The following is a 20,917-nucleotide window of genomic DNA, read 5'->3' as shown; positions in this document are numbered from 1 at the left end:
CCAGGGAAAATCCTATAAGCGATACCGCATGCGAGAAGAGGGGAACCCATCCACTCAGTTCCTCCCGGATTTTTGCCGGGACGGTACCCTGCTGCTCGTGATCCTCATGGCCGAGCTACTCGCGGTGATCCTGACGCTCGCGCACAGCGGCACCAGCATCAGCTTCTGGCGAGCGCTTGCCCTGACCTCGCTGTTCATCCAGTGGATCGCCCTGGGTTCTATCGCATTGCTTTGTCGCTTGGGTCCTTGGCTGAACCGGCGCCCGCCCGCCGTCGCGGCCATGATCGCCTATGCCATTGTAATCCTGGTCACGCTGAGCCTTTCGACGCTCACGGCATTGTTTCTCGACTGGGTCGTGCATCCTGACCAGGTCGATTTGTCATTCGATCTACAATTTCTGCTGCGCAATACGCTGATTAGCGCCATTGTGACCGCAGTCGGTCTACGCTACATGTATGTGCAACACGATTGGAAACGCAGTATCGAGGCACGCACCGGTGCGCGTCTGGCGGCATTGCAGGCACGGATACGCCCGCATTTCCTGTTCAACAGCATGAACAGCATCGCGGCGCTGATTCGCAGTCGCCCCCTGGTCGCCGAATCCGCCGTGCTGGACCTCGCCTCGGTTTTTCGCTCGGTGCTGGTAGAGCGGGACTGGTCCAGCCTGGAAGAGGAGTTGGAGCTGAGCAAGCACTATCTCGCCCTGGAGGCCTTGCGCCTGGGCGACCGACTGAACATCGAATGGCATATCGAGCCTGGGCTGGCGAACACCAGGATGCCCGCGTTGAGCCTGCAGCCGCTGGTCGAGAACGCCGTCTATCACGGCATTCAACCAAGACCGGCGGGTGGCACGATCAGCATCAGCGCCCGATGCGCGTCGTCGAAGCTGATTATACGGGTTGAAAACCCGCTGCCCGGCCAAACCGCCGTGCCGCATAGCGGTAACGGCATCGCCGTTAACAATCTCAAGGAACGACTCGCGCTAGCCTACCAGGGGGATGCCAGACTCGTGGTCGTACAGGACGCCGAGCGTTTCTCGGTACAACTCAGCCTGCCGATGGATGCAACCGATGCGCGTGATGATCGTGGATGACGAGCCCCTGGCGCGCGAGCGCCTGAAGGCCCTGCTGCCGGATTGCGGGGACTACACCCTCTGCGGCGAGGCCTCGAATGGCGAAGAGGCCCTGCAGACCGCCGCCCGATGCCACCCGGATATCGTCCTGATGGACATCCGCATGCCTGGTATCGACGGTATGGCCGCCGCCCGACGCCTTGCCGAATTACACGACGCCCCCGCGGTGATTTTCACCACCGCCTACGACCAGCACGCCCTGTCTGCATTCGAGGCCCAAGCCTCCGACTATCTGCTCAAGCCAGTCCGTCGGGAACGCCTGCAGGAAGCCCTCGCCAGAGCGCAGCGCCTGACGCGCCCGCAACTCGCCAACGCTCAGCAAGGCGCGGAGGAGATCAATGCGGGACGCAGTCACCTGTGTGCCCGCTCACGTGGGCGCCTGGAGCTGGTGCCTATCGAAGCGGTCTACTACCTGCAGGCCGATCACAAATACGTCACCGTGCGGCATCCAGGTGGCGAAATGCTGATCGAAGAATCGCTCAAGGCGCTTGAGGAGGAGTTCGCGCGCCGATTCCTGCGCGTCCATCGCAACGCCCTGGTGGCGTGTGCACACATCGCCGGGCTCGAGCGGGACGGTCGCGGCCGGCTGACCGTCTACTTCAAGGGTATCGATGATCGGCTGGAGGTTAGCCGTCGGCATGCCGCCGAGGTGCGGGAGTCCGTGCAGCGTCTTTAAGCGCGGCGCCGGCCTGATCAATCGCTTCGTCCAGAAAGGCCCCGTAGAAATCCGGCGTGCTCAGGCCCACCAACGGTGGCGTTAACAACCGCCCGTCCGGCCCGAGCAGCAGTACGGTCGGCGTGACGGTGATGTGATACCGCGCAGCGAAATCCTCGGGCTCGATCTGTGCGCCGTCGAAACCCTTCAGCGACTGCCCGGAATCCCGGTGCAGCTGCAGCATGACCACGCGATCGCGATAATCGCCGCTTAGAATCATCGGTTCGAGGAAGTCCTCGCGCACGACTGCGCAATACGGACAGTCGCGCTGCGCGACCTCAATCAAGATCGGGCGCGTGCCCGCATCCGCTGCCACGGCAGCCAAGTCCCTCGCCTCCGGCAGCTGACCACCCGCATAGACACCAGCCGATAGAAATGCCAGCAAACCCGCCGCCAAGCTCCAAAATCTCGCCCTTGATCCCATCTCGCCCCCCATACCCATGGCCACACAACGCCACAGACTAATCCTATATACTCATAGCCCTGTTCCACGCAATCAAAATCAAAATTTATGTCGAATAGCCTCAGGATAGCCACCCGCAAAAGCCCCCTCGCCGTGTGGCAAGCCGAGGAGGTCAGCAGACGCCTGCAAATCCTGCATCCCGGACTCGATATCACCCTCGTCCGCCTCAGCACGCGCGGCGACCAAATGCTCGACAGTCCTCTATCTAAGATTGGGGGCAAGGGGCTGTTCGTCAAGGAGCTGGAGCAAGCTCTGCTTGAGAATGAAGCCGATATCGCCGTACATTCCATGAAGGATGTGCCCGTCAGCTTCCCACCAGGACTCGGGCTGTCGGTTATTCTGGAACGCGACAGTCCCTTCGACGCCTTTGTATCCAACCGCTACGACAGCCCCGCAGACATGCCACCGGACGCCCATATCGGCAGCGCGAGTCTGCGGCGCCAAGCCCAGATCCAGGCTCGGTTTCCGCGCTTTTCGGTAAGTCCGCTGCGCGGCAACGTGAATACCCGCCTCGCCAAGCTCGACGCTGATGAGTTCGACGCCATCATCCTCGCCGCCTCCGGCCTCCGACGCCTGGGCTTGGGGGCACGGATTCGATCCGTGCTGAATGCCGACGAATCGCTGCCCGCCATCGGCCAAGGCGCCCTGGGTATCGAAACGCGGCTGGACGATGCCCGCGTGCAATCTCTGATTGCGCCACTGGATCATGCCGAAACGCGCTGCTGCGTCAGTGCCGAACGCGCCCTGAATGCCCGCCTCAACGGCGGTTGTCAGGTACCGATCGCCGGCTTCGCTCAACTCCAGGGCGACCGCATCCACCTGCGCGGCCTGGTGGGTATGCCCGACGGCAGTCGGATTTGCCGCGCCGAGGCCGATGGCCCCGCGAACATGCCGGAGGCGCTAGGTACCGCCATCGGTGAAGCGCTGCTCGCGCAGGGTGCCGGCGATATCCTCGCTTCGCTCGGGATCGCCCCGGCCGAAAATTTTCACTAGGCACACGCGTGTCCACAACCGCACCTCTGTCGCAAACGCCTCTCGCAGGTATTGGCGTTGTGGTCACGCGGCCAGCGCATCAGGCGGACAAACTCTGCTCTCGCATCGAAGACGCCGGCGGCCGCGCCATCCGCTTCCCGGTGCTGGAAATTCTCGACCCGATCGACAGCGGTCCGCTGATCCGCTTGATCGATCAGCTCGATACCTTTGATCTGGCGATCTTCATCAGCCCAAACGCCGTGCACAAGGTGATGAACCTGACCAAGGCCCGTCGCGAGTGGCCCGCACGCACGCGCATCGCGGCCATCGGTGCGAAATCCGGGCGTGCGCTGGAGCAGTTCGGACTTACCGTGGACATACGCCCTGGCCGCCGCTTCGACAGCGAGGCGCTGCTGGAAGCGGCGGAACTGCAGGTCATGAACGGTCGTCGCGTCATTATCTTCCGCGGCGATGGTGGCCGTGAGATGCTCGGCGACACCTTGCGGGCCAGAGGGGCGGATGTTGTCTATGCGAACGCCTATCGTCGGGAGAAGCCCTCCACCGATAACGGTGCGCTGCTGTATCACTGGTCGCGCGGCGAGGTTAACGCGGTGCTGGTCACCAGCGCGGAGGGCCTGCACAACCTGTTCGATATGGTCGGCAAACTCGGTCAGATGTGGCTGCGCAAGACGCCACTGATCCTGGGCAGCACCCGCATCGCCGAAACCGCACAGGAATTGGGCCACCAGCTACCGCCCGTCGTTGCCGAGGATCCAAGCGACGAAGCGATGTTCGACGCCCTCACCGACTGGGCATGCCACCGGGAAGCACCATGAATACAACCGAAACCCCAGAATCGAAGCCCGACAACGAGGCCACGCCGACCACCGTGGCCAACGAATCGGTGTCGGCCGCATCACCGGAGACTTCCAAGCCGGAGCACCCGGAACCCGCGCCTCGGGTACGTGGCGCTAACGGTGCTCGCGTGGCGCTGGTGTTGGCCGTGCTTGCCCTGTTACTCCTCGCGGCTGGCGGCGGCGCGGGCTACTGGGCGTGGATGCAGTTCCGCCAAACCATCGCATCGCAGGATACGAAGCTGCAGACCCTCCGCCAGGCGTTGGCCGAAAAGGCTTCGCGTGAGGATATGCAGGGGCTTGGCAGACAGACCGATCAGCTCGCCACTCAGCAGGAAGCACAAACACGCGAACTACAATCGCTCGGTCAAACCCTGCAACAGAGTCAGGTCCTGAGTCAGCGGGACCAACGCGGCTGGGTACTCTCGGAGGCCGCATATCTCATGCGTATCGCCCGCTATCAGCTTGATCTACTGCATGACATCCACGGTGCCGATGACGCCCTGACCCTGGCGGACCGGCGACTGGCCCGCCTTGGCGATGCAGACCTCCTGCCGGTTCGCCAAGCGCTTGCTGCCGAGATCCAATCCCTACGCGATTACCATGGCCCGGACAAGGTCGGCATTCTGCTGCAACTCAATCAGATCATGAGCCGGATCGTCTTACCGACTCCGCTAGGCGCTACGCTGCTCGATAAAAATGGCGCGACAACCGAGAGTGCAGCCCCCGCGGTCAAACCATCCGGCGGGTTCCGTGGATTCATCGAAGCCGTCTGGCGGAGCATTTCCGAGCACGTCAGCATCCGGCACTACCCCCAGCGGGTCAGCGACCTGGCTGTCGTCACGACGCAGGCACAGGCCGCACAATCGCTTTATCTGTACCTTGAAAATGCACGGGCCGCCGTCATCACTGGCGATAATACCGCCTATCACCATTCGCTGGCTGCGATCCTCAAGGTACTTCAGGACACCTCCGGTGATACGGCTTTGAGGACTGGGATGGTGGAAACCCTCGACAAGCTCAACGCCATCGATATCGCGCCAGCCATGCCGAACATCGGAGAAGCTCTCACACGCCTGAAAAAACATCTCTCTGAGCGTAAGCCCGCACAGGCAGGGGGCCAGACGCCATGAGACTCCTGCTCGTTGCCCTGCTTGCGATGCTAGCGACCGGCGCGGCAGTACATTGGGCGCTGCGAGATCCCGGTTATGCCGTACTGGCGTGGGGGCACTGGTCGGTCGAACTGTCACTCGTTGACCTACTGGTGATCCTAGTTCTGTGCTTTATCTTGCTCTATGGCTTGATCCGTCTGCTCGCACGCGTGTGGCGTGCGCCTCGCGACATCGCATCGCGTCTACACCTGCGACGTGCTGAACGTGCCAGACGTGGCCTGACCCGCGGACTCATAGAACTCGCGGAGGGTCGATGGAAGGAATCCGAGCGTTTACTGCTTCGCAGTGTTTCCGGTAGCCAGACGCCCCTACTCAATTTTCTTGCTGCGGCCAGAAGCGCGCAGATGCAACAGGCCTATGATCGGCGCGACGAGTACCTGCGGCGCGCCCTGGAAAACAATCCCAACGCACAAATCGCCGTCGAATTGACCCAAGCCGAGTTGCAACTCGCACACGGCCAGACGGAACAGGCGCTGGCCACACTCAATCATTTACGTGAAGTCGCGCCGGATCACGCCTACGTCTCCAAGCTGTTGGGCCGCCTGTATCTCCAGCTCAACGACTGGGAGGCTTTGGCCAAACTCCTGCCAAAGTTGCGCCGCACAACGGCGATGAGCCCGGAGCGGGTCGAGGATCTCGAAATCAAGGTGCTCAGCGGGCTGTTCGCGCGCCAGACCGAACGCGTCGATCTGGAACGATTGAGTGCCTTCTGGGAGGCATTGCCGCGCAAGAGCCGGCAGCGGCCCGAGCTGATCAGTCTTTACGTCGACCAACTGATCGCGCTGGGCGCGGCGGAATCAGCCGAACGCCTGTTGGCGCGTAGCCTCAATCGCTTGTGGAGCGATGCGCTCGCCGCTCGCTACGGCTTATTGACGCCCGTGGACCCGGCACGGCAGCTGAAACAGGCCGAGTCCTGGCTGCGTACCAACCCGCATAGCGCCGCGCTCTTGCTAAGCCTCGCGCGGATTAGCCGGGCAGCACAGCTTTGGGGTAAAGCCCGCAGCTACTACGAGGCCAGCCTCGCGGAAAACCCCAGCGGCGAGGCCTATTTGGAACTTGGCGAGCTACTCGTGCAAATCGGCGAGGGCGAGGTGGCGAGCGACTGCTACCATCGCGGGTTGAACCTACTGATACACGGCCCCCATAGCCTGGGACGCACCCATCAACCCCGGCTTGAGCGGGACCGTTACATCAGACCGCAGATCAGCGAGCGCCTGGTCAACGACGTCGATGACATCTACACGGTTTAACCCCACATTGCAGCGCGGTGGGCGCGACCGTCATACCGCGTCGCCGCCATCAGCCTGTATCGCGTCCAGCGTATCGGCTCCGTATTCGAAGCTGTCGTAAAACAGCCGGTCTTCCGGCAAGCCTCTCGCGATAAATGCGGCTTCGGCAGCTTCAATCATCGCGGGCGGGCCACACAAATAGACATCGTAGGCGCTCATGTCCGGATAGGCGCGCAGTACGGTCTCGTGTACCCAGCCGGTTTCCCCCGACCAGGCGTCGTCAGGCGAAGGCGACGACAGCACCGGCGTGTAACGCAGGGGCTCCCAGTCTGTTGCCCACGCCTGCACGCGCTCGTGGCGATACAGGTCTTCCTTGGCGCGTGCACCCCAGAAAAAATGTATCGGTCGGTTACTGTCCATCTCCATGGCATGTTCGATCATGCCCTGGATCGGCGCGAAGCCCGTACCGCCGGCCACCATGAGCATCGGCCGCTCGCTATCCTCCCGCAGAAAAAATGCCCCGAGCGGGCCTTCTATACGCAGCAGTGCCTTAGCCGCCATGCTTTCGAACACTTGGCCTGTGAACAAACCGCCGGTCACATGCCGTACATGCAACTCCAGATATTCACTGCGGTGCGGCGGGTTGGCCAGCGAAAAACTGCGGCGCTTACCGTCTCTGAGCAGAATATCGATATACTGCCCCGGTAAAAACTCCAGTTGCTCCGTACTCGGCAGTCGCAGACGCATCTCCATCACATCGTGATTGAGCCGCTCCAGAGCAGCTACGCGTACCGGCAACGTCTTGACTACGATGCCACGTGCCGCGCCGATATCACGGACCTCCAGCTCCAAGTCGCTCAACGGCACTGCCTGACAGCAAAGCACTTTGCCGGATTCGATATCATGCACGCTCAGGCCCGGCGGCTTCTTCGGTCCGTAGTCGACCTCACCTTCAATCAATCGCCCGAGACAGCTGCGACACGCCCCGTTACGGCAACCATAGGGAAACGCGAAGCCTTCCCGTAATGCGGCCTCCAGGATGCGTTCGTCGTCGTCTACCTCAAAACTGTGGCCACTCGGGCGCAGGGTCACCGTAAAACTCATTGCCAATCCATCCGCATGATTCCGAACGCAGTATTATGGGTCATTGGTCCATGGGATATAAGATCGTGACGACAACGCTGATTATCGGATGTGGCTATCTGGGTCATCACGTCGCCCAACGCTTGCATCGGCAGGCCGGACATGAGGTGTTTGCAAGCACACGCCGCCCTGAGCGGGCAGCGGCATTAAGTGCGCTTGGCATCCCCAGCACCTCCATCGATCTCGATGACGTTAGTCCGCCGGCAATCCCCTTACCCAATACCCCCTACCGCCTGCTTTATCTCGTCGCGCCACCACCCAACGGAGAGTTCGATACACGCCTATCGCGGGTACTCAGCTTGCTGGCGAAAAAGCCGCCTGCCCACATAGTCTATGTCGGCACCAGCGGCGTATATGGCGATTGCGGTGGGCGTTGGGTCGACGAAACGGCCATACCCCAACCGAACAACGCACGCGCACGTCGCAGGCTGCATGCCGAACAACAACTGCATCAATGGTGTATGAGGCACCACTGCAGTCGTACGTTATTGCGTGTCTCGGGTATCTACGGACCGGATCGCTTGCCCATCGAACGCATACGCCAGACGCGGCCTGTGGTCGCACCATTGGAGGCGCCTTGGAGCAATCGTATTCACATCGAAGATCTGAGCGCGATTTGTATCGCCGCGCTGAACCGGATAGGGCATGACGAGCTCTTCAACGTCTCCGACGGCAATCCCAGTAGCAGCAGCGAATTTATCCTAGCTGTGGCCGATGCCCAGGGACTCCCACGCCCTCCAACGACCACGCTCGGTGCCGCATTAAGTACTGCAAGCCCAGCCGAACGCGTCTATCTGACCGAGTCCAGGCGCCTCGACAATCGTCTGCTAATCGAGAAACTTGGCATCGAGCTGCGCTACCCAACATTTTCATCGACCAACACCCGTTGATTACGCCGATCGCCACGTACGGAAGTACCCGATTTGACCTACCTTAAACTTGTTGCCATGGCGATCATATGGGGCGGCACTTTCGTCTCTGGACGCTTGCTTTCCGGACACGTGGAGCCCGCATCGGCCGCCTTCATCCGCTTCCTATTCGCGTCGTTCGGTCTCTTCGTCTTCGCGCAGTTCAGCGAGGGTGGCTTACCTCGACTGACGATCCGCCAGTTGCTTGCCGTTATTCTGCTTGGATTGACCGGGGTCTTCGCCTACAACCTTTTCTTCTTCAGGGCATTGGAAACGCTCGCGGCCGGGCGGGCCGCCGCCACAATCGCGATGAATCCTGCCGTGATCGCACTGTTGTCTTGGCTACTATTGCGCGAACCGCTCGGACCAGTCCGTCTCTTTGGAATTGCAATCTCTCTCGCCGGTGCGCTGTTAGTCATTTCGCACGGCAGACCCGCGGACCTCCTTTTGGGGGCGCTACCACGCGGGACGCTAGATATACTCGTTTGCCTACTGAGCTGGGTCGCCTACTCGCTCCTCGGTCGCCAGCTTATGCGGGGCCTCTCACCCTTAGCATCGGTTACCTATTCGTCGATCGCTGGCACGCTACTGCTCGCCTGGCCTGCCTTCTATGCTGGCACTGTTCACAACATGTGGACTTATTCGATTCTGGATTGGGCAAATCTAGCCTACCTCGGCATTGCCGGCACTGCACTGGGCTTCGTATGGTATTACCAGGGGATCAAAAAAATTGGCGCGACACGCGCCAGCATTTTCATCAATATTGTGCCGATCAGCGCAATCGCACTGGCGCATTTCATGCTTGGGGAGTCGATCGACGGATCGCTTCTGGTCGGAGGTGGCTTGGTAATCGCTGGCGTCTACCTAACCAACGTTGGATTCAGCCATCCATTCCGCCGGCGTGCGGATGGATTTTAGAACGTACTGACGAGATAAAATCCGTATTTGATTCTACCTGCAAGATCCTGCCTGAAATCCTGGCCCACGATTGAAACCGGTGGTTCGTTTGCTGGCCCCAGATAAAATCCTAGACGTGCCGGCGTGTAACCCATCACCCTGGCAGGTGAAGCCGTCCCGCGAGCACTGCTGATCGTATCAATCAATAACTGAGGGTTTACTGACCGGGTCTTCGTCCCAACCAGAGTCCAGGTAAGACAATTATTTTCCGGCTGATCCAGCTGCGTACTCGCCAATGCCAACGACGGCACCATTAGGCAGCTAGCCAATAGCAAGACTCGTACACCGCCAAATCGGTTCATCGCGAGCTCTCTCATCATCCTACTTATCGGTAGGGAGTCTCAAGACCAAGCGCCCGTCATCCGCTGCCGCACTCAGTGAGTCGCATGATTCACTCGGAATCAGTGCTGATTCCGCCGTGGCAACCGGCTGTCATGGCTCCATTGAGCTTTAGACCCCTGGCTTTGCGTCCTCGCCTTTCGACGAGTTTGCCCTTATTAGAACTATGGATGTTAAGCGTATACCGAGCCCAATGGCAAGCTTCTGGATAAATGGTGTGAAATGGCAGACGAACGGCCTATTAGCGCTGTACGATCAGCAGAATACCCGCAACTACTGCAAGAGCTGACATTAGTAATTCGCGATATTCGAAACGAATGTGCACAAGCGAGCTCAATCCGGTCAACAGCAACCAAACACCGGTGAGCACCAAGCCGAGACGGCGCATATAACCTCCTACAGTCGATTTTATTGAAATACTTATGGGTAGGTAAGAGCGTGTTTGACCGGCAATTGCCGGTTTATCCCTCATCCCTGTGCTCAATCAAGGTCCAGGGCATGCCAGATAGTGTCCACCCTAGACTTGACCTCTGCGTCCATGCTGATGGGGCGGCCCCATTCTCTCTGGGTCTCGCCCGGCCACTTGTTCGTAGCATCCATACCCATCTTGGAACCTAGACCCGATACCGGTGAGGCAAAATCGAGATAGTCGATCGGTGTGTTTTCCATCAAGACGGTGTCACGCACAGGATCCATTCGCGTCGTAATCGCCCAGATCACATCTTGCCAATTGCGTGTATTGATATCTTCATCCACCACGATCACGAATTTTGTGTACATGAACTGTCTGAGGAAACTCCAAACGCCCATCATGATTCGCTTTGCATGGCCTGGGTACTGCTTGCGCATACTCACAACGGCCATTCGATATGAACATCCCTCAGGCGGTAGATAAAAATCGACAATTTCGGGGAACTGTTTTTGCAGTAAAGGTACGAATACCTCGTTCAACGCCAGCCCCAATACGGCTGGCTCATCAGGCGGTCTACCGGTATAGGTACTATGGTAAATCGGGTCACGGCGGTGGGTGATGCGCTCGACGGTCAGCACAGGGAAGCGATCAATCTCATTGTAATAACCCGTATGATCGCCGAACGGGCCTTCTTCGGCTTCGTCACCAGGAAAGATATGGCCCTCGAGTACGATTTCAGCCGAGGCGGGTACTCTAAGGTCTGAACCCAGACATCGGGTCAACTCGGTCTTCGAGCCTCGTAACAGACCCGCGAATGCATATTCCGACAAGCTGTCGGGAACAGGTGTCACCGCCGCCAGTATTGTCGCTGGATCCGCACCAAGTGTCACCGCGACCGGAAAACCTTCGCCTGGATGCTCGCGTTGCCAATCACGATAATCCAAGGCTCCACCACGATGCGATAACCAACGCATGATCACACGATTGCGGCCCAATACCTGTTGGCGGTAGATGCCGAGATTCTGGCGTTCCTTGTATGGGCCTCGCGTAGTCACCAAACCCCATGTAATCAATGGTCCAGCATCACCTGGCCAACAGGTTTGTATCGGGAGCTTCGCTAGGTCAACATCCTCACCTTCCCAAACCACATCCTGGCACGCCGCACCCGTGACCAATTTAGGGGCCATATCCAAAATCTTCTTGAATATCGGTAAACTTTTCCAGGCTTCTCTGAGCCCCTTCGGCGGCTCGGGTTCCTTAAGGAAAGCCAGTAAACGTCCGACTTCGCGCAAAGCCTCGACAGATTCCTCACCCATCCCCAATGCCACACGATCCGGCGTGCCGAACAAATTGCCCAGGACGGGAATAACATGACCTTTTGGCCGCTCGAACAGCAAGGCCGGACCTCCCAGCCTTAGTGTGCGGTCACAAATCTCCGTCATCTCCAAGGCGGGATCGACTTCTATCTGTACCCTGCGCAATTCTCCGCGTTGTTCTAACTGCCGGATGAAATCCCTTAAATCTCTATATTTCATGGCGAAGCCAAATTGCCTGCTTGTACGATATCCAAGGTAAATTCGCTCACGATGGGTGCATGGTCCGATGGCCTGTCCCATGTTCGCGGAGTGCGGTCAATCCAGGATTTCACGCAAAGTTCGGCCAACTGAGTATTGGCCAGTAACAAATCTATCCGCAAACCGATGTTTCGGCGAAAACCGGCTGCGCGGTAATCCCACCATGAAAATGATGCTTCGGATTGCTCAAATAATCTAAACGTATCTGAGAAACCCAGAGATTTTATTGCCTCCAATGCCGCCCGCTCAGGTTTCGAGCAAAGGATTTTATCCTGCCAAACTTCAGGATCGTGAACATCTCTATCGTCAGGTGCGATGTTGAAATCGCCCAATATAATGTAATGATCTCGACCGACCATGTCGGACTCGATAAATTTTACAATGCGATTTAGCCAATCCATTTTATAGGCATATTTTTCTGATCCTACGGACTGACCATTTACGACATATAAATTAAGTATTCTCAATTTTCCCACATCGGCTGCGAGTATTCGCCTCTGTGGGTCATTCAGATCGGGTATATCGGTTAGTACATTGCTAATACCAAAGCCAGAACGGGCGAGTAGCGCAACACCGTTATAGGTTTTCTGCCCAGAAAATACTACTTCGTAACCAATCTGTTTAAATTCGTCTGCAGGGAATCGATCATCTGGCAACTTGGTTTCTTGAATTGCGAGAATATCCGGTCGCTCACTGGCAAGCCAGTCCTTGACATGTTCCAGCCTTACGTTTAGGGAATTGACGTTCCAGCTCGCGATTTTCACGGGCATCAGGCTGCAATTCCGGTATGTTGGAGCAATGCATCGATTCTGGGTTCTCGGCCGCGGAAATTTTTGAATAATTCCATAGCGGGTTTAGAACCACCCATTTCCAGGATTTCCCGTAAAAAAGAAGCGCCTGTCTCTCTATTGAATAAACCTTCCTCTTCAAATCTTGAAAAGGCATCGGCAGAAAGCACTTCGGCCCATTTATAGCTGTAGTAACCGGCGGCATAACCGCCACCGAATATATGTGCGAAACCCTGCAGAAACCGGTTAAATTTTGGTGGTGTAATCACAGCTATTTCATTTCTAACTGAATCCACGATTTCCTGTATCCCGCTCTCATCGGATATCCTCACCATATGCAAATGCATATCGATCATTGAAAATTCGATCTGTCTGATCATCTGCATACCCGCCTGGAAAAACTGCGTCGCTATCAGTGAATCGCGCAATGATTTCGGCAGAGACTCACCTGTCTCGTAATGTCCAGATATCCGCTCAAGTATCTCATCCCGCCAACACCAATTTTCCATAAATTGGCTGGGTAATTCGACAGCATCCCATTCAACACCGCGAATTCCGGCCAACTGGGCGTAGGGTACCCGTGTCAACATATGGTGCAAACCATGACCAAATTCATGGAATAAAGTGACGACATCGTCGTGAGTAAATAATCCAGGTGTACCATCGACAGGTGGCGATGAATTGCAGGTTAGATAAGCAATTGGGTGACTGCTCCCATTGGGTTTTATGTGATATCCCCGACACTCATCCATCCATGCGCCGCCGCGCTTATGCTCGCGCGCGTAAAGATCTATATAAAATTGAGCACGTAACGTACCCGTAGCATCCATCACATCATAAAATCTGACGTCGCTATGCCAAGTTTCGTATGGTGCTTGGCTGACGGTAATATTCACATTGAACAGCTCAGCCACCAGCTCAAATAATCCTTTCAGGACTCGGTCGACGGGAAAGTATGCCTTGATTTGTTCTTCACTGAAGGCATAGCGCTTTTCCCGAAGTTTCTGCGATGCATATGCCAAATCCCATGACTCTAAATTTGGTAAGGACAATTCCTGTGCCGAAAATTTTCTAAGCTCATCAAGTTCCCTCTGAGCTGCGGGACGTGACCGCTCAGCAAGGTCTTGCAAAAAACCAAGCACTTCTTCTGGCGACTCGGCCATCTTGGTCATCAGAGATTCTTCAGCAAATGAGTTCAGACCGAGCAGTTGCGAGAGTTGTCTTCGCACATCCAGGATCTCACGCATAACACCAGAATTATCCCACCGACCGGCATGTGGGCCTTGATCTGATGCTCGTGTCGCGTATGCCGTATATACCTGCTTACGTAACTCACGATCTTCGCAATAACTCACCACAGCATCGTAGGACGGAAAATCGAGGGTGAGGCGATATCCCTTCTCACCACGCGCGAGCGCTGCCTGCTTGGCTTGCGCAAGCGCAGATGCGGGCATGCCGGCTAAGCGGCCGTCATCAACAAACGTTATGCTCCAGCCATCTGTTGCATCGAGTATATTTTCTTCGAACTTCGCCTGCAGCGCCGATAATCGCTGCTGCAGATTTGAAAATGATTGCTTCCTATCCTCATCGAGATCCACACCAGAGAGATAAAAATCGCGCAGAGTGTCCCTAATCAACTTTCGCTGCGATTCATCGAGTACGTTTGTCTCCGCCTGCTCTCCGAGCGAACGCCATAATTCACACAGCTCGCGATTATGACCGAGTTCAGTGTGGTATTCCGAAATCAACGGCAGACAAGTATTGTAGGCTTGGCGTAAAGAATCGTGATTGGCTACAGCATTGAGATGTCGGACCGGGGACCATACCCGTTCGATATTTTCGTCGAGCTCTGCCATAAATTCAGCCACATTACGCCAATCCGGCGCTTCGTCGCTCGCCAATCGGCGCGCCAACTTGCCTCTGTTCTGACTAAGTATCTCGGTGATCGCCGGAACCACATGCTCTGCCTTGATGCTTGCAAACTCAGGGAGGCCGGACGCATCGAGCAAAGGATTGTGCATATAATACCTTTATTTCTTAACCAATTGATTAATAAGGCTATATATCTATATTTTCCGCTTTGAGCGCATTCGCTTCGATAAAATCTCGACGCGGCTCAACTTGATCACCCATCAATGTTGTGAATACCTCATCGGCCGAAACCGCATCTTCTATTCGAACCTGTAGCAAACGCCGCGTTTCGGGGTTCATTGTGGTCTCCCACAACTGGTCTGGGTTCATCTCTCCCAAACCTTTATAGCGTTGAATTGAAACACCGCGTTTGCCTTCTTCAGTCAACCATTGCATCACATGTGCAAAATGGGCTACTTCCTGGCGGCGTTCACCACGCTGAATAAAGGCGCCGGATTCGAGTAAACCATCGATACGTTCAGCCAGGCCATTCAATAACGCAAATTCTGCCGATTGGAAAAATCCTAACGGCAATTCTTTTTCAGTATCCAAGCCATGTTGAGTGCGGATAAGCGAAACCACCGCGCGCTCCTCATCAATCATAACTCGTAGACTGGCTGCCTCAAGCTTCGCATTTGCTCGATCAACCAGCGTTTGCAGCCACGTACCGAGAGAGCTTAAATCTCCAGCCTCTGCGCCCAATGGATGAAACATCATTTCGCCAGTGATTTCAGGTGGGTAACGTCGAGCTAGGCGCCTAACCGTTGCAAGACAAGCTTGATATCGCTTCGCAAGCTCCGCCAATGCTTCCTCGCTAAGTGGCGGCGCCGCCCCATTAATATGTAGTTGCGCCCCATCCAAGGCATTTTGTAATAGATATGCGGTCATCTCCGCATCATCCTTCACATAATTTTCTTGCTTGCCGCGTTTGATTTTGTACAACGGCGGCTGGGCGATATAGATATGCCCACGCTCAACCAATTCATGCATCTGCCGGTAAAAAAAGGTCAGCAACAAGGTTCGAATATGCGAGCCGTCGACATCAGCATCAGTCATGATGATTACGCGGTGATATCTCAGCTTATCCGGATTGAATTCATCTCGGCCTATACCACAGCCCAAAGCCGTAATCAGCGTTCCAACCTCCGCCGAACCCAGCATCTTGTCGAAACGCGCTTTTTCTACGTTAAGAATTTTGCCCTTCAATGGCAGTATTGCTTGTGTACGTCTGTCTCTACCCTGTTTGGCGGACCCGCCAGCTGAATCGCCCTCGACCAAAAACAATTCGGACAAGGCAGGATCCCGTTCCTGACAGTCTGCGAGCTTACCCGGAAGACCAGCGATATCGAGCGCGCCTTTACGCCGTGTCATCTCCCGAGCGCGCCGAGCCGCCTCGCGGGCACGGGCTGCGTCAACGACTTTCGCCACAATGGATTTGGTTTCGGAAGGATACTCAAGCAAAAAGCTTTGCAGCCGTTCCGACATCTCGGATTCGACTACCGCCTTTACTTCCGACGAAACCAACTTTTCCTTGGTTTGCGACGAAAACTTAGGATCAGGCACCTTAACGGACAATACAGCCGTAAGTCCTTCACGGGCGTCATCACCACTCATCGATACCTTTTGCTTCTTGGAAATCCCTTCAGCTTCAAGGTATTGATTCAGGGTCCTGGTCATAGCCGCACGAAAACCCGCTAGATGCGTGCCACCGTCCTTTTGCGGGATATTATTCGTGTAGCAAAAAATAGTTTCCTGATACGTATTATTCCACTGCAAGGCTACTTCGACGCCGATATCCTCTCGTTCGGCACTAAAGTACAACACAGTCGGATGTATCGGTTCCTTGTTGCGATTCAGATGCGTGACGAAGGCTTGGATGCCACCTTCATATTGAAACACGTCTAGTTTTTCGCTACGTTCGTCACTGAGCTCAATCCTGACCCCTGAATTCAGGAAGGACAATTCACGTAGGCGCTTCGCAAGAATCTCGTAGTGGTATTCGGTATCTCCGAATATCGTTGGGCTCGGTTTGAAGTGGACTATCGTTCCCGTGCGTGTGGATTCTTCTCCCTTGCGAAGCGGCGTCGCAGGTTCACCCATCCGATATGTTTGGTGGTGAACAAAGCCATCTCGATAGACGGTCAGCTCCAACCATTCTGACAGGGCGTTTACAACGGATACACCAACGCCATGAAGCCCGCCTGAGACTTTGTAGGAGTTGTCGTCGAACTTCCCGCCAGCATGCAGCACCGTCATAATCACTTCCGCAGCTGGACGACCCTCTTCCGGGTGCATATCCACTGGGATGCCTCGACCATCATCCTCTACGCAAACAGAACCGTCGGACTTGATCGCAACCTTGATCGAATGACAGTGTCCAGCTAACGCCTCATCAATGGCGTTGTCGACGACCTCGAAGACCATATGATGTAATCCGGTCCCGTCATCCGTGTCCCCGATGTACATACCAGGACGTTTACGTACGGCATCCAGCCCCCGCAGGACCTTGATATTCGACGAATCGTAGCTCTTCTGGGTCTCAGACATATTTCACCTCTATGGCAGCTGGCCATTATACCAGTTCGCTCAGTTGCCCATGTTCCACGTGGAACATCCGGTGGTTAAGGCGGGTAAACGCTTCAACATCGCGGTCACTCAGCGCAGTAATAAAGCATTGGCCGCCACGCTGCATAACCACCTGGCTGACCAGTAACATCGACTCAGAATCAAGTTCCGATGCCACATCGTCAACCATCAGTACGCAACTACAACTGGCGTTTCGCTCATAGAGCTCTATTTGCGCCAACATTAATGCAACGGTAACGCGCTTGATTTGACCTCTGGACAGAACTGCAGCAGCAGCCTCGTTTTGATGTTCTACACGCAATTCGGCTCGATGCGGTCCTACGAGAGCCGTCCCGGCGCGCATAGAGCGCAGCCTATTTCGTGCTAGTGCTTCATTCAATGAAATTCCATCTGTCCAACCCGAATCGTATCTGAACGAGCGATCCGACTTGTCTGGCCATAAGCCGTCCGTCACGGGTAGGGCCATCAAGAATTCGCTAAGGTAGCGACGACGAGATTCGTCCAGTTCCATACCACGCAACGACAACTCAGTTTCAAGACTCTGTAGGGTGTTGGAGTCTAACTGTCGTTTCAACGCAGTGTTGTACTGAAGCAATACGCGACGATATTGACGCCACGCGAGATGAAAGTTGGTATCCGCATAGAAACACCCCCAATCCAGAAATGCACGACGGAGTGATGGACCACCGGTCAGTAAACGATGCGATTCGGGGTGGATGATTTGGACCGGAAAAAGTCTGGCCAACTGGGCAACGCTAGAGGCATCAGCACCATCGACTCTTGATTTGTTCTTTTTGTCCGCGCGCTGGAAGCCTATGAGGCGTTCTCGTCCGTCGATCCCGTCGCGGATCCGGCCGCGCACCCAACATGCGTCCAGCGGTTGGCGGATTACCCGGTCAAGCTGAGAAGTTCGGAACGAGCGGCCAAGGGAAAGCAGGTGTATCGCTTCAAGCACGCTGCTTTTACCAGCCGCATTACCGCCAGTAATCAGGTTGACACCTGATCCTGGCACAAGTTGCTGAGCCTGCAGGTTCCTAATGTTAGAAAACGCAATCTCCGTCAGCACACTGACGATGCCGTCGACTAGAGCCGCATTGGCATAACAACGTACAAAGCGCTCGGTTCGCTCGGATCCGTTATCAGCACACTACTGTTCGAATCCTTGAAGCAAAGTTGCAACGATTCACCGGCTGCTGTGGAAATCACGTCTAGCAGATACGTCAGGTTAAAACCGATATCCAGTGGTTCACCATCGTAGTCAACTTGCAAGTCAACCTGGGCTTCTTCCTGTTCAGGATTATGAGCTTCGACCCGAAGCAACTGCTTGTCCAGGCCAATCCTAACGCCCCGGTATTTCTCATTGGAAAGAATCGATACACGCTGAAGCGCCTGACGCAGGACATCTTTGGACACCGTCAGGATCTTCTCTCCTCCCGTTGGTATCACACGCTTGTAGTCCGGGAAACGGCCATCGATCAGTTTTGAAGTAAAGCGCACGTCATCAAATTCAAAGCGAATCGTCTGCGTACCCAAATTGATACTAACGACGGCATCACGCTCATCGAGCGTTCTGACCAATTCCATGATCGCCTTGCGAGGCACGATCACCGCGTGCTCGCCCGTCCCGACGCCATTATCCAGTTTCGCCAAGGCCAAGCGGTGCCCATCCGTAGCGACGGCAGTAACCTGACTCGCATTGGCTTCAAGTAGCAAGCCATTGAGGTAATAGCGGACATCCTGCTGCGCCATGGCAAACGAACTATGGACCAGCAACCCCTTTAGTTGCGCCTGGCTCAAGGAGAACTGCGCTTGAGGGACGAATTCATCCAGATTGGGATATTCGCTCGCGGGTAGGGTCACTAATGAGAATCGGCTACCGCCGGAGCGCAGTACCGCCCGCCCATCCTCAAATTCCAACGAAATTTCGGAATCATCCGGTAACGCTTTACAGATTTCGTAGAGCTTGCGAGCGGGCACGGTTGCAGAACCGTTGTCGCCATCGATCAGATAGCAGTGACTGACTAACTCGATTTCAAGGTCCGTTGCCGTCAGTTGCATCCGATTGCCATCGATCTGCAAAAGGACATTACCGAGGATGGCCATTGTTTGTCGGCGCTCGACCGCACCGATGACACGCTGAAGAGGTTTGAGTAGTTCAGAACGGCTGATCGAGAAACGCATGGTCCAGGCTTCCAGTGTCGGTGTGCGGGTAGTTATTAGGGTTTAAATATTAAAAGACTGTAGTAATAGGGTAGCACCTTTTCTGTGGATAAGTTTACTATCTTATTGTATTTACTGCATAAAAAAGCAATATATCGCATGTGTAAGCGAACTCGACGGCTGTCATCTACCTGTGGATAACCTGTTCGCTATTTTGCCCTACTATTTGATCAAGAGTATGTATACAGGTTATCCACAGCAAGTTAAGTTTTAGCTGGTTAGCAAGCGCACAAGGTTGGTGTAGTCTTCTTCCATCCTAGCGTCGCTCGCTCTTAACTCTTTGATTTTCCTACAGGCATGCAGTACGGTTGTATGGTCTCTACCGCCGAAGGCATCACCAATTTCAGGCAGGCTGTGACTGGTGAATTCCTTGGAAAGTGACATGGCAAGCTGACGTGGTCGTGTAATCGAACGACTGCGGCGGGTAGAAAGCAGGTCTGCGACTCGTATGTTGTAGTACTGCGCCACGATCTTCTGGATGTTGTCGAGAGTTACTAGCTTGTCTTGTAGGGCAAGTAGGTCTCGCAGGGCTTCCTTCGTGAAGTCCAGGGTGACTTCCCTGCCACTGAACTGCGCGCTGGCGATGATTCGTCGTAGCGCACCTTCCAGTTCACGGACGTTGGATCGGATTCGTTTGGCGACGAAGAAGGCTACTTCACTGCTCAATACCATGCCTGCCGCACTGGCCTTGCGTTGAAGGATGGCTACACGCGTTTCCAGTTCTGGGGGTTCTATGGCAACTGTGAGCCCCCAGCCAAAACGGGATTTGAGACGCTCCTCTAGCCCGTCGACCTCCTTGGGATAGCGGTCGCAGGTCAAGATAATCTGCTGTTGCCCTTCCAGCAATGCATTGAAAGTATGGAAAAACTCCTCTTGAGAGCGTTCCTTGTTAGCGAAAAACTGGATGTCATCGATTAACAGCGCGTCGACGGATCGGTAGTAACGTTTGAAGTCAGCGATGGCGTTGTGCTGGAGGGCCTTGATCATGTCGCCGACGAAGCGTTCAGAGTGCAGGTAAATGACGCGCGCATTTGGACGCTGCGCCAGGATGGCGTTGCCAACGGCATACATCAGGTGCGTCTTGCCTAGACCGACGCCACCATAGATAAACAGGGGGTTGTAGGCCCTGCCTACATTTTCCGCGACCTGAAAGGACGCTGCACGCGCAAGTTGGTTGGACTTACCTTCGACGAAGTTGTCGAAGCAGTAACTCGGGTTGATGTTGTGCCGAGCGCTAGCCCTACGTTCGATTTCAGCGCCGGATTTACGTGCGGGGGCAGCCTTGGGTTTGGCCTCGGCGCTACCTACCTCAATGAGTACCGGGAGGTCATGACGGTGGCTGATTTCCGCCACGATTTCGTTGATGCGACTGAGAAAGTGTTCACGCACCCAATCAAGCACAAAGCGATTGGGCGCCAAAAGGCGTAGTGAATGGGCCGATTCGTCCGCATGGAGCGGGCGCAGCCAGGTATTGATCTGCTGTTCGGATAGTTCGTTCTGGAGCTGAGCAATACAGGATTGCCAGAGTGGACTGCCAGCCAA

General features: G+C 55.6%; 18 protein-coding genes and 1 riboswitch. Of the genes, 8 read left to right on the top strand and 10 right to left on the bottom strand.

The features are described 5' to 3' along the window. Positions 1-28 precede the first annotated feature (28 nt). Positions 29-1,093, top strand: coding sequence for a sensor histidine kinase (locus BI364_RS00085; protein WP_070079772.1), 1,065 nt, complete (start codon positions 29-31; stop codon positions 1,091-1,093). Further along, positions 1,071-1,808 carry a LytR/AlgR family response regulator transcription factor gene (locus BI364_RS00080; RefSeq protein ID WP_070077025.1) on the top strand — a complete coding sequence of 246 codons (738 nt, stop codon included), beginning with the start codon at positions 1,071-1,073 and terminating at the stop codon, positions 1,806-1,808. The genes BI364_RS00085 and BI364_RS00080 overlap by 23 nt, the downstream gene beginning before the upstream one ends. Here the strand turns inward: BI364_RS00080 and BI364_RS00075 are convergent. Next, on the bottom strand, positions 1,759-2,244 hold the full coding sequence (locus BI364_RS00075) for a thioredoxin family protein (protein WP_197495775.1): 486 nt from the start codon (positions 2,242-2,244) through the stop codon (positions 1,759-1,761). The two genes, BI364_RS00080 and BI364_RS00075, sit on opposite strands and share 50 nt — an antisense overlap. A 114-nt stretch (positions 2,245-2,358) precedes the next feature. Here BI364_RS00075 and hemC point away from each other — a divergent pair, with 114 nt between their 5' ends. The 4 genes from hemC to BI364_RS00055 are packed head-to-tail and all read left to right on the top strand — an operon-like array spanning position 2,359 to position 6,558. Next, positions 2,359-3,303 carry a hydroxymethylbilane synthase gene (gene hemC, locus BI364_RS00070; protein WP_070077024.1) on the top strand — a complete coding sequence of 315 codons (945 nt, stop codon included), beginning with the start codon at positions 2,359-2,361 and terminating at the stop codon, positions 3,301-3,303. Between the two features lie 8 nt (positions 3,304-3,311). Beyond that, a complete protein-coding gene (locus tag BI364_RS00065) occupies positions 3,312-4,118 on the top strand; it encodes a uroporphyrinogen-III synthase (protein WP_070077023.1) in 807 nt (268 codons plus the stop codon). Next, positions 4,115-5,269 carry a uroporphyrinogen-III C-methyltransferase gene (locus tag BI364_RS00060; RefSeq protein WP_070077022.1) on the top strand — a complete coding sequence of 385 codons (1,155 nt, stop codon included), beginning with the start codon at positions 4,115-4,117 and terminating at the stop codon, positions 5,267-5,269. Before BI364_RS00065 ends, BI364_RS00060 begins: the two co-directional genes overlap by 4 nt. After that, positions 5,266-6,558, top strand: a complete 1,293-nt coding sequence (locus tag BI364_RS00055; RefSeq protein ID WP_070077021.1) for a heme biosynthesis HemY N-terminal domain-containing protein — start codon at positions 5,266-5,268, stop codon at positions 6,556-6,558. The genes BI364_RS00060 and BI364_RS00055 overlap by 4 nt, the downstream gene beginning before the upstream one ends. 30 nt (positions 6,559-6,588) lie before the next feature. On the opposite strand, the gene BI364_RS00050 is transcribed toward BI364_RS00055, so the two are convergent. Beyond that, positions 6,589-7,641 (bottom strand): CDP-6-deoxy-delta-3,4-glucoseen reductase, encoded by a 1,053-nt coding sequence (locus BI364_RS00050; RefSeq protein ID WP_070077020.1) that lies wholly within the window; start codon positions 7,639-7,641, stop codon positions 6,589-6,591. A gap of 65 nt (positions 7,642-7,706) precedes the next feature. On the opposite strand from BI364_RS00050, the gene BI364_RS00045 reads away from it, so the two are divergent. Both BI364_RS00045 and BI364_RS00040 read left to right on the top strand, forming a co-directional pair. Then, the gene (locus BI364_RS00045; RefSeq protein ID WP_197495774.1) at positions 7,707-8,570 is read left to right on the top strand and encodes an SDR family oxidoreductase; all 864 of its coding nucleotides are present in this window, start codon (positions 7,707-7,709) and stop codon (positions 8,568-8,570) included. Between the two features lie 33 nt (positions 8,571-8,603). Further along, positions 8,604-9,506 (top strand): DMT family transporter, encoded by a 903-nt coding sequence (locus BI364_RS00040; RefSeq protein ID WP_083251053.1) that lies wholly within the window; start codon positions 8,604-8,606, stop codon positions 9,504-9,506. Between the two features lie 456 nt (positions 9,507-9,962). Further along, positions 9,963-10,048, bottom strand: a riboswitch (cyclic di-GMP riboswitch). Between the two features lie 77 nt (positions 10,049-10,125). Here BI364_RS00040 and BI364_RS18160 read toward each other — a convergent pair. From BI364_RS18160 to dnaA, 8 genes are all read right to left on the bottom strand, one after another. Next, on the bottom strand, positions 10,126-10,272 hold the full coding sequence (locus BI364_RS18160) for a hypothetical protein (protein ID WP_197495773.1): 147 nt from the start codon (positions 10,270-10,272) through the stop codon (positions 10,126-10,128). Between the two features lie 92 nt (positions 10,273-10,364). Next, positions 10,365-11,831 carry a 4-hydroxy-3-polyprenylbenzoate decarboxylase gene (gene ubiD / locus BI364_RS00035; RefSeq protein WP_070077018.1) on the bottom strand — a complete coding sequence of 489 codons (1,467 nt, stop codon included), beginning with the start codon at positions 11,829-11,831 and terminating at the stop codon, positions 10,365-10,367. Further along, positions 11,828-12,634, bottom strand: a complete 807-nt coding sequence (gene xth / locus BI364_RS00030) for an exodeoxyribonuclease III (RefSeq protein ID WP_070079769.1) — start codon at positions 12,632-12,634, stop codon at positions 11,828-11,830. Before xth ends, ubiD begins: the two co-directional genes overlap by 4 nt. A gap of 5 nt (positions 12,635-12,639) precedes the next feature. Then, entirely contained in the window at positions 12,640-14,679 is a 2,040-nt protein-coding gene (locus tag BI364_RS00025; protein ID WP_070077017.1) for a M3 family metallopeptidase, read from the bottom strand. 37 nt (positions 14,680-14,716) lie between these two features. Next, the gene (gene gyrB, locus BI364_RS00020) at positions 14,717-17,116 is read right to left on the bottom strand and encodes a DNA topoisomerase (ATP-hydrolyzing) subunit B (protein ID WP_070077016.1); all 2,400 of its coding nucleotides are present in this window, start codon (positions 17,114-17,116) and stop codon (positions 14,717-14,719) included. A gap of 25 nt (positions 17,117-17,141) precedes the next feature. Beyond that, the gene (gene recF / locus BI364_RS00015; RefSeq protein WP_070077015.1) at positions 17,142-18,221 is read right to left on the bottom strand and encodes a DNA replication/repair protein RecF; all 1,080 of its coding nucleotides are present in this window, start codon (positions 18,219-18,221) and stop codon (positions 17,142-17,144) included. Between the two features lie 17 nt (positions 18,222-18,238). Continuing rightward, entirely contained in the window at positions 18,239-19,336 is a 1,098-nt protein-coding gene (gene dnaN / locus BI364_RS00010; RefSeq protein WP_070077014.1) for a DNA polymerase III subunit beta, read from the bottom strand. Positions 19,337-19,585: 249 nt separating this feature from the next. Continuing rightward, a complete protein-coding gene (dnaA, locus tag BI364_RS00005; protein WP_070077013.1) occupies positions 19,586-20,917 on the bottom strand; it encodes a chromosomal replication initiator protein DnaA in 1,332 nt (443 codons plus the stop codon).

The sequence above is a fragment of the Acidihalobacter yilgarnensis genome, from assembly GCF_001753245.1.
Classification (GTDB): domain Bacteria; phylum Pseudomonadota; class Gammaproteobacteria; order DSM-5130; family Acidihalobacteraceae; genus Acidihalobacter; species Acidihalobacter yilgarnensis.
The sequence above is the reverse complement of the archived record's forward strand: the minus strand, read 5'-3'. Positions and strand labels throughout refer to the sequence as shown.

What these genes read in the sequence shown, in the direction of transcription:
- BI364_RS00085 (WP_070079772.1), top strand. Translation starts at nt 29, where the DNA reads ATGCGAGAAGAGGGGAACCCATCCACTCAGTTCCTCCCGGATTTTTGC.
- BI364_RS00080 (WP_070077025.1), top strand. Translation starts at nt 1,071, where the DNA reads ATGCGCGTGATGATCGTGGATGACGAGCCCCTGGCGCGCGAGCGCCTG.
- BI364_RS18160 (WP_197495773.1), bottom strand. Translation starts at nt 10,272, where the DNA reads ATGCGCCGTCTCGGCTTGGTGCTCACCGGTGTTTGGTTGCTGTTGACC.
- hemC (WP_070077024.1), top strand. Translation starts at nt 2,359, where the DNA reads ATGTCGAATAGCCTCAGGATAGCCACCCGCAAAAGCCCCCTCGCCGTG.
- dnaN (WP_070077014.1), bottom strand. Translation starts at nt 19,336, where the DNA reads ATGCGTTTCTCGATCAGCCGTTCTGAACTACTCAAACCTCTTCAGCGT.
- ubiD (WP_070077018.1), bottom strand. Translation starts at nt 11,831, where the DNA reads ATGAAATATAGAGATTTAAGGGATTTCATCCGGCAGTTAGAACAACGC.
- BI364_RS00050 (WP_070077020.1), bottom strand. Translation starts at nt 7,641, where the DNA reads ATGAGTTTTACGGTGACCCTGCGCCCGAGTGGCCACAGTTTTGAGGTA.
- BI364_RS00060 (WP_070077022.1), top strand. Translation starts at nt 4,115, where the DNA reads ATGAATACAACCGAAACCCCAGAATCGAAGCCCGACAACGAGGCCACG.
- BI364_RS00025 (WP_070077017.1), bottom strand. Translation starts at nt 14,679, where the DNA reads ATGCACAATCCTTTGCTCGATGCGTCCGGCCTCCCTGAGTTTGCAAGC.
- BI364_RS00055 (WP_070077021.1), top strand. Translation starts at nt 5,266, where the DNA reads ATGAGACTCCTGCTCGTTGCCCTGCTTGCGATGCTAGCGACCGGCGCG.
- gyrB (WP_070077016.1), bottom strand. Translation starts at nt 17,116, where the DNA reads ATGTCTGAGACCCAGAAGAGCTACGATTCGTCGAATATCAAGGTCCTG.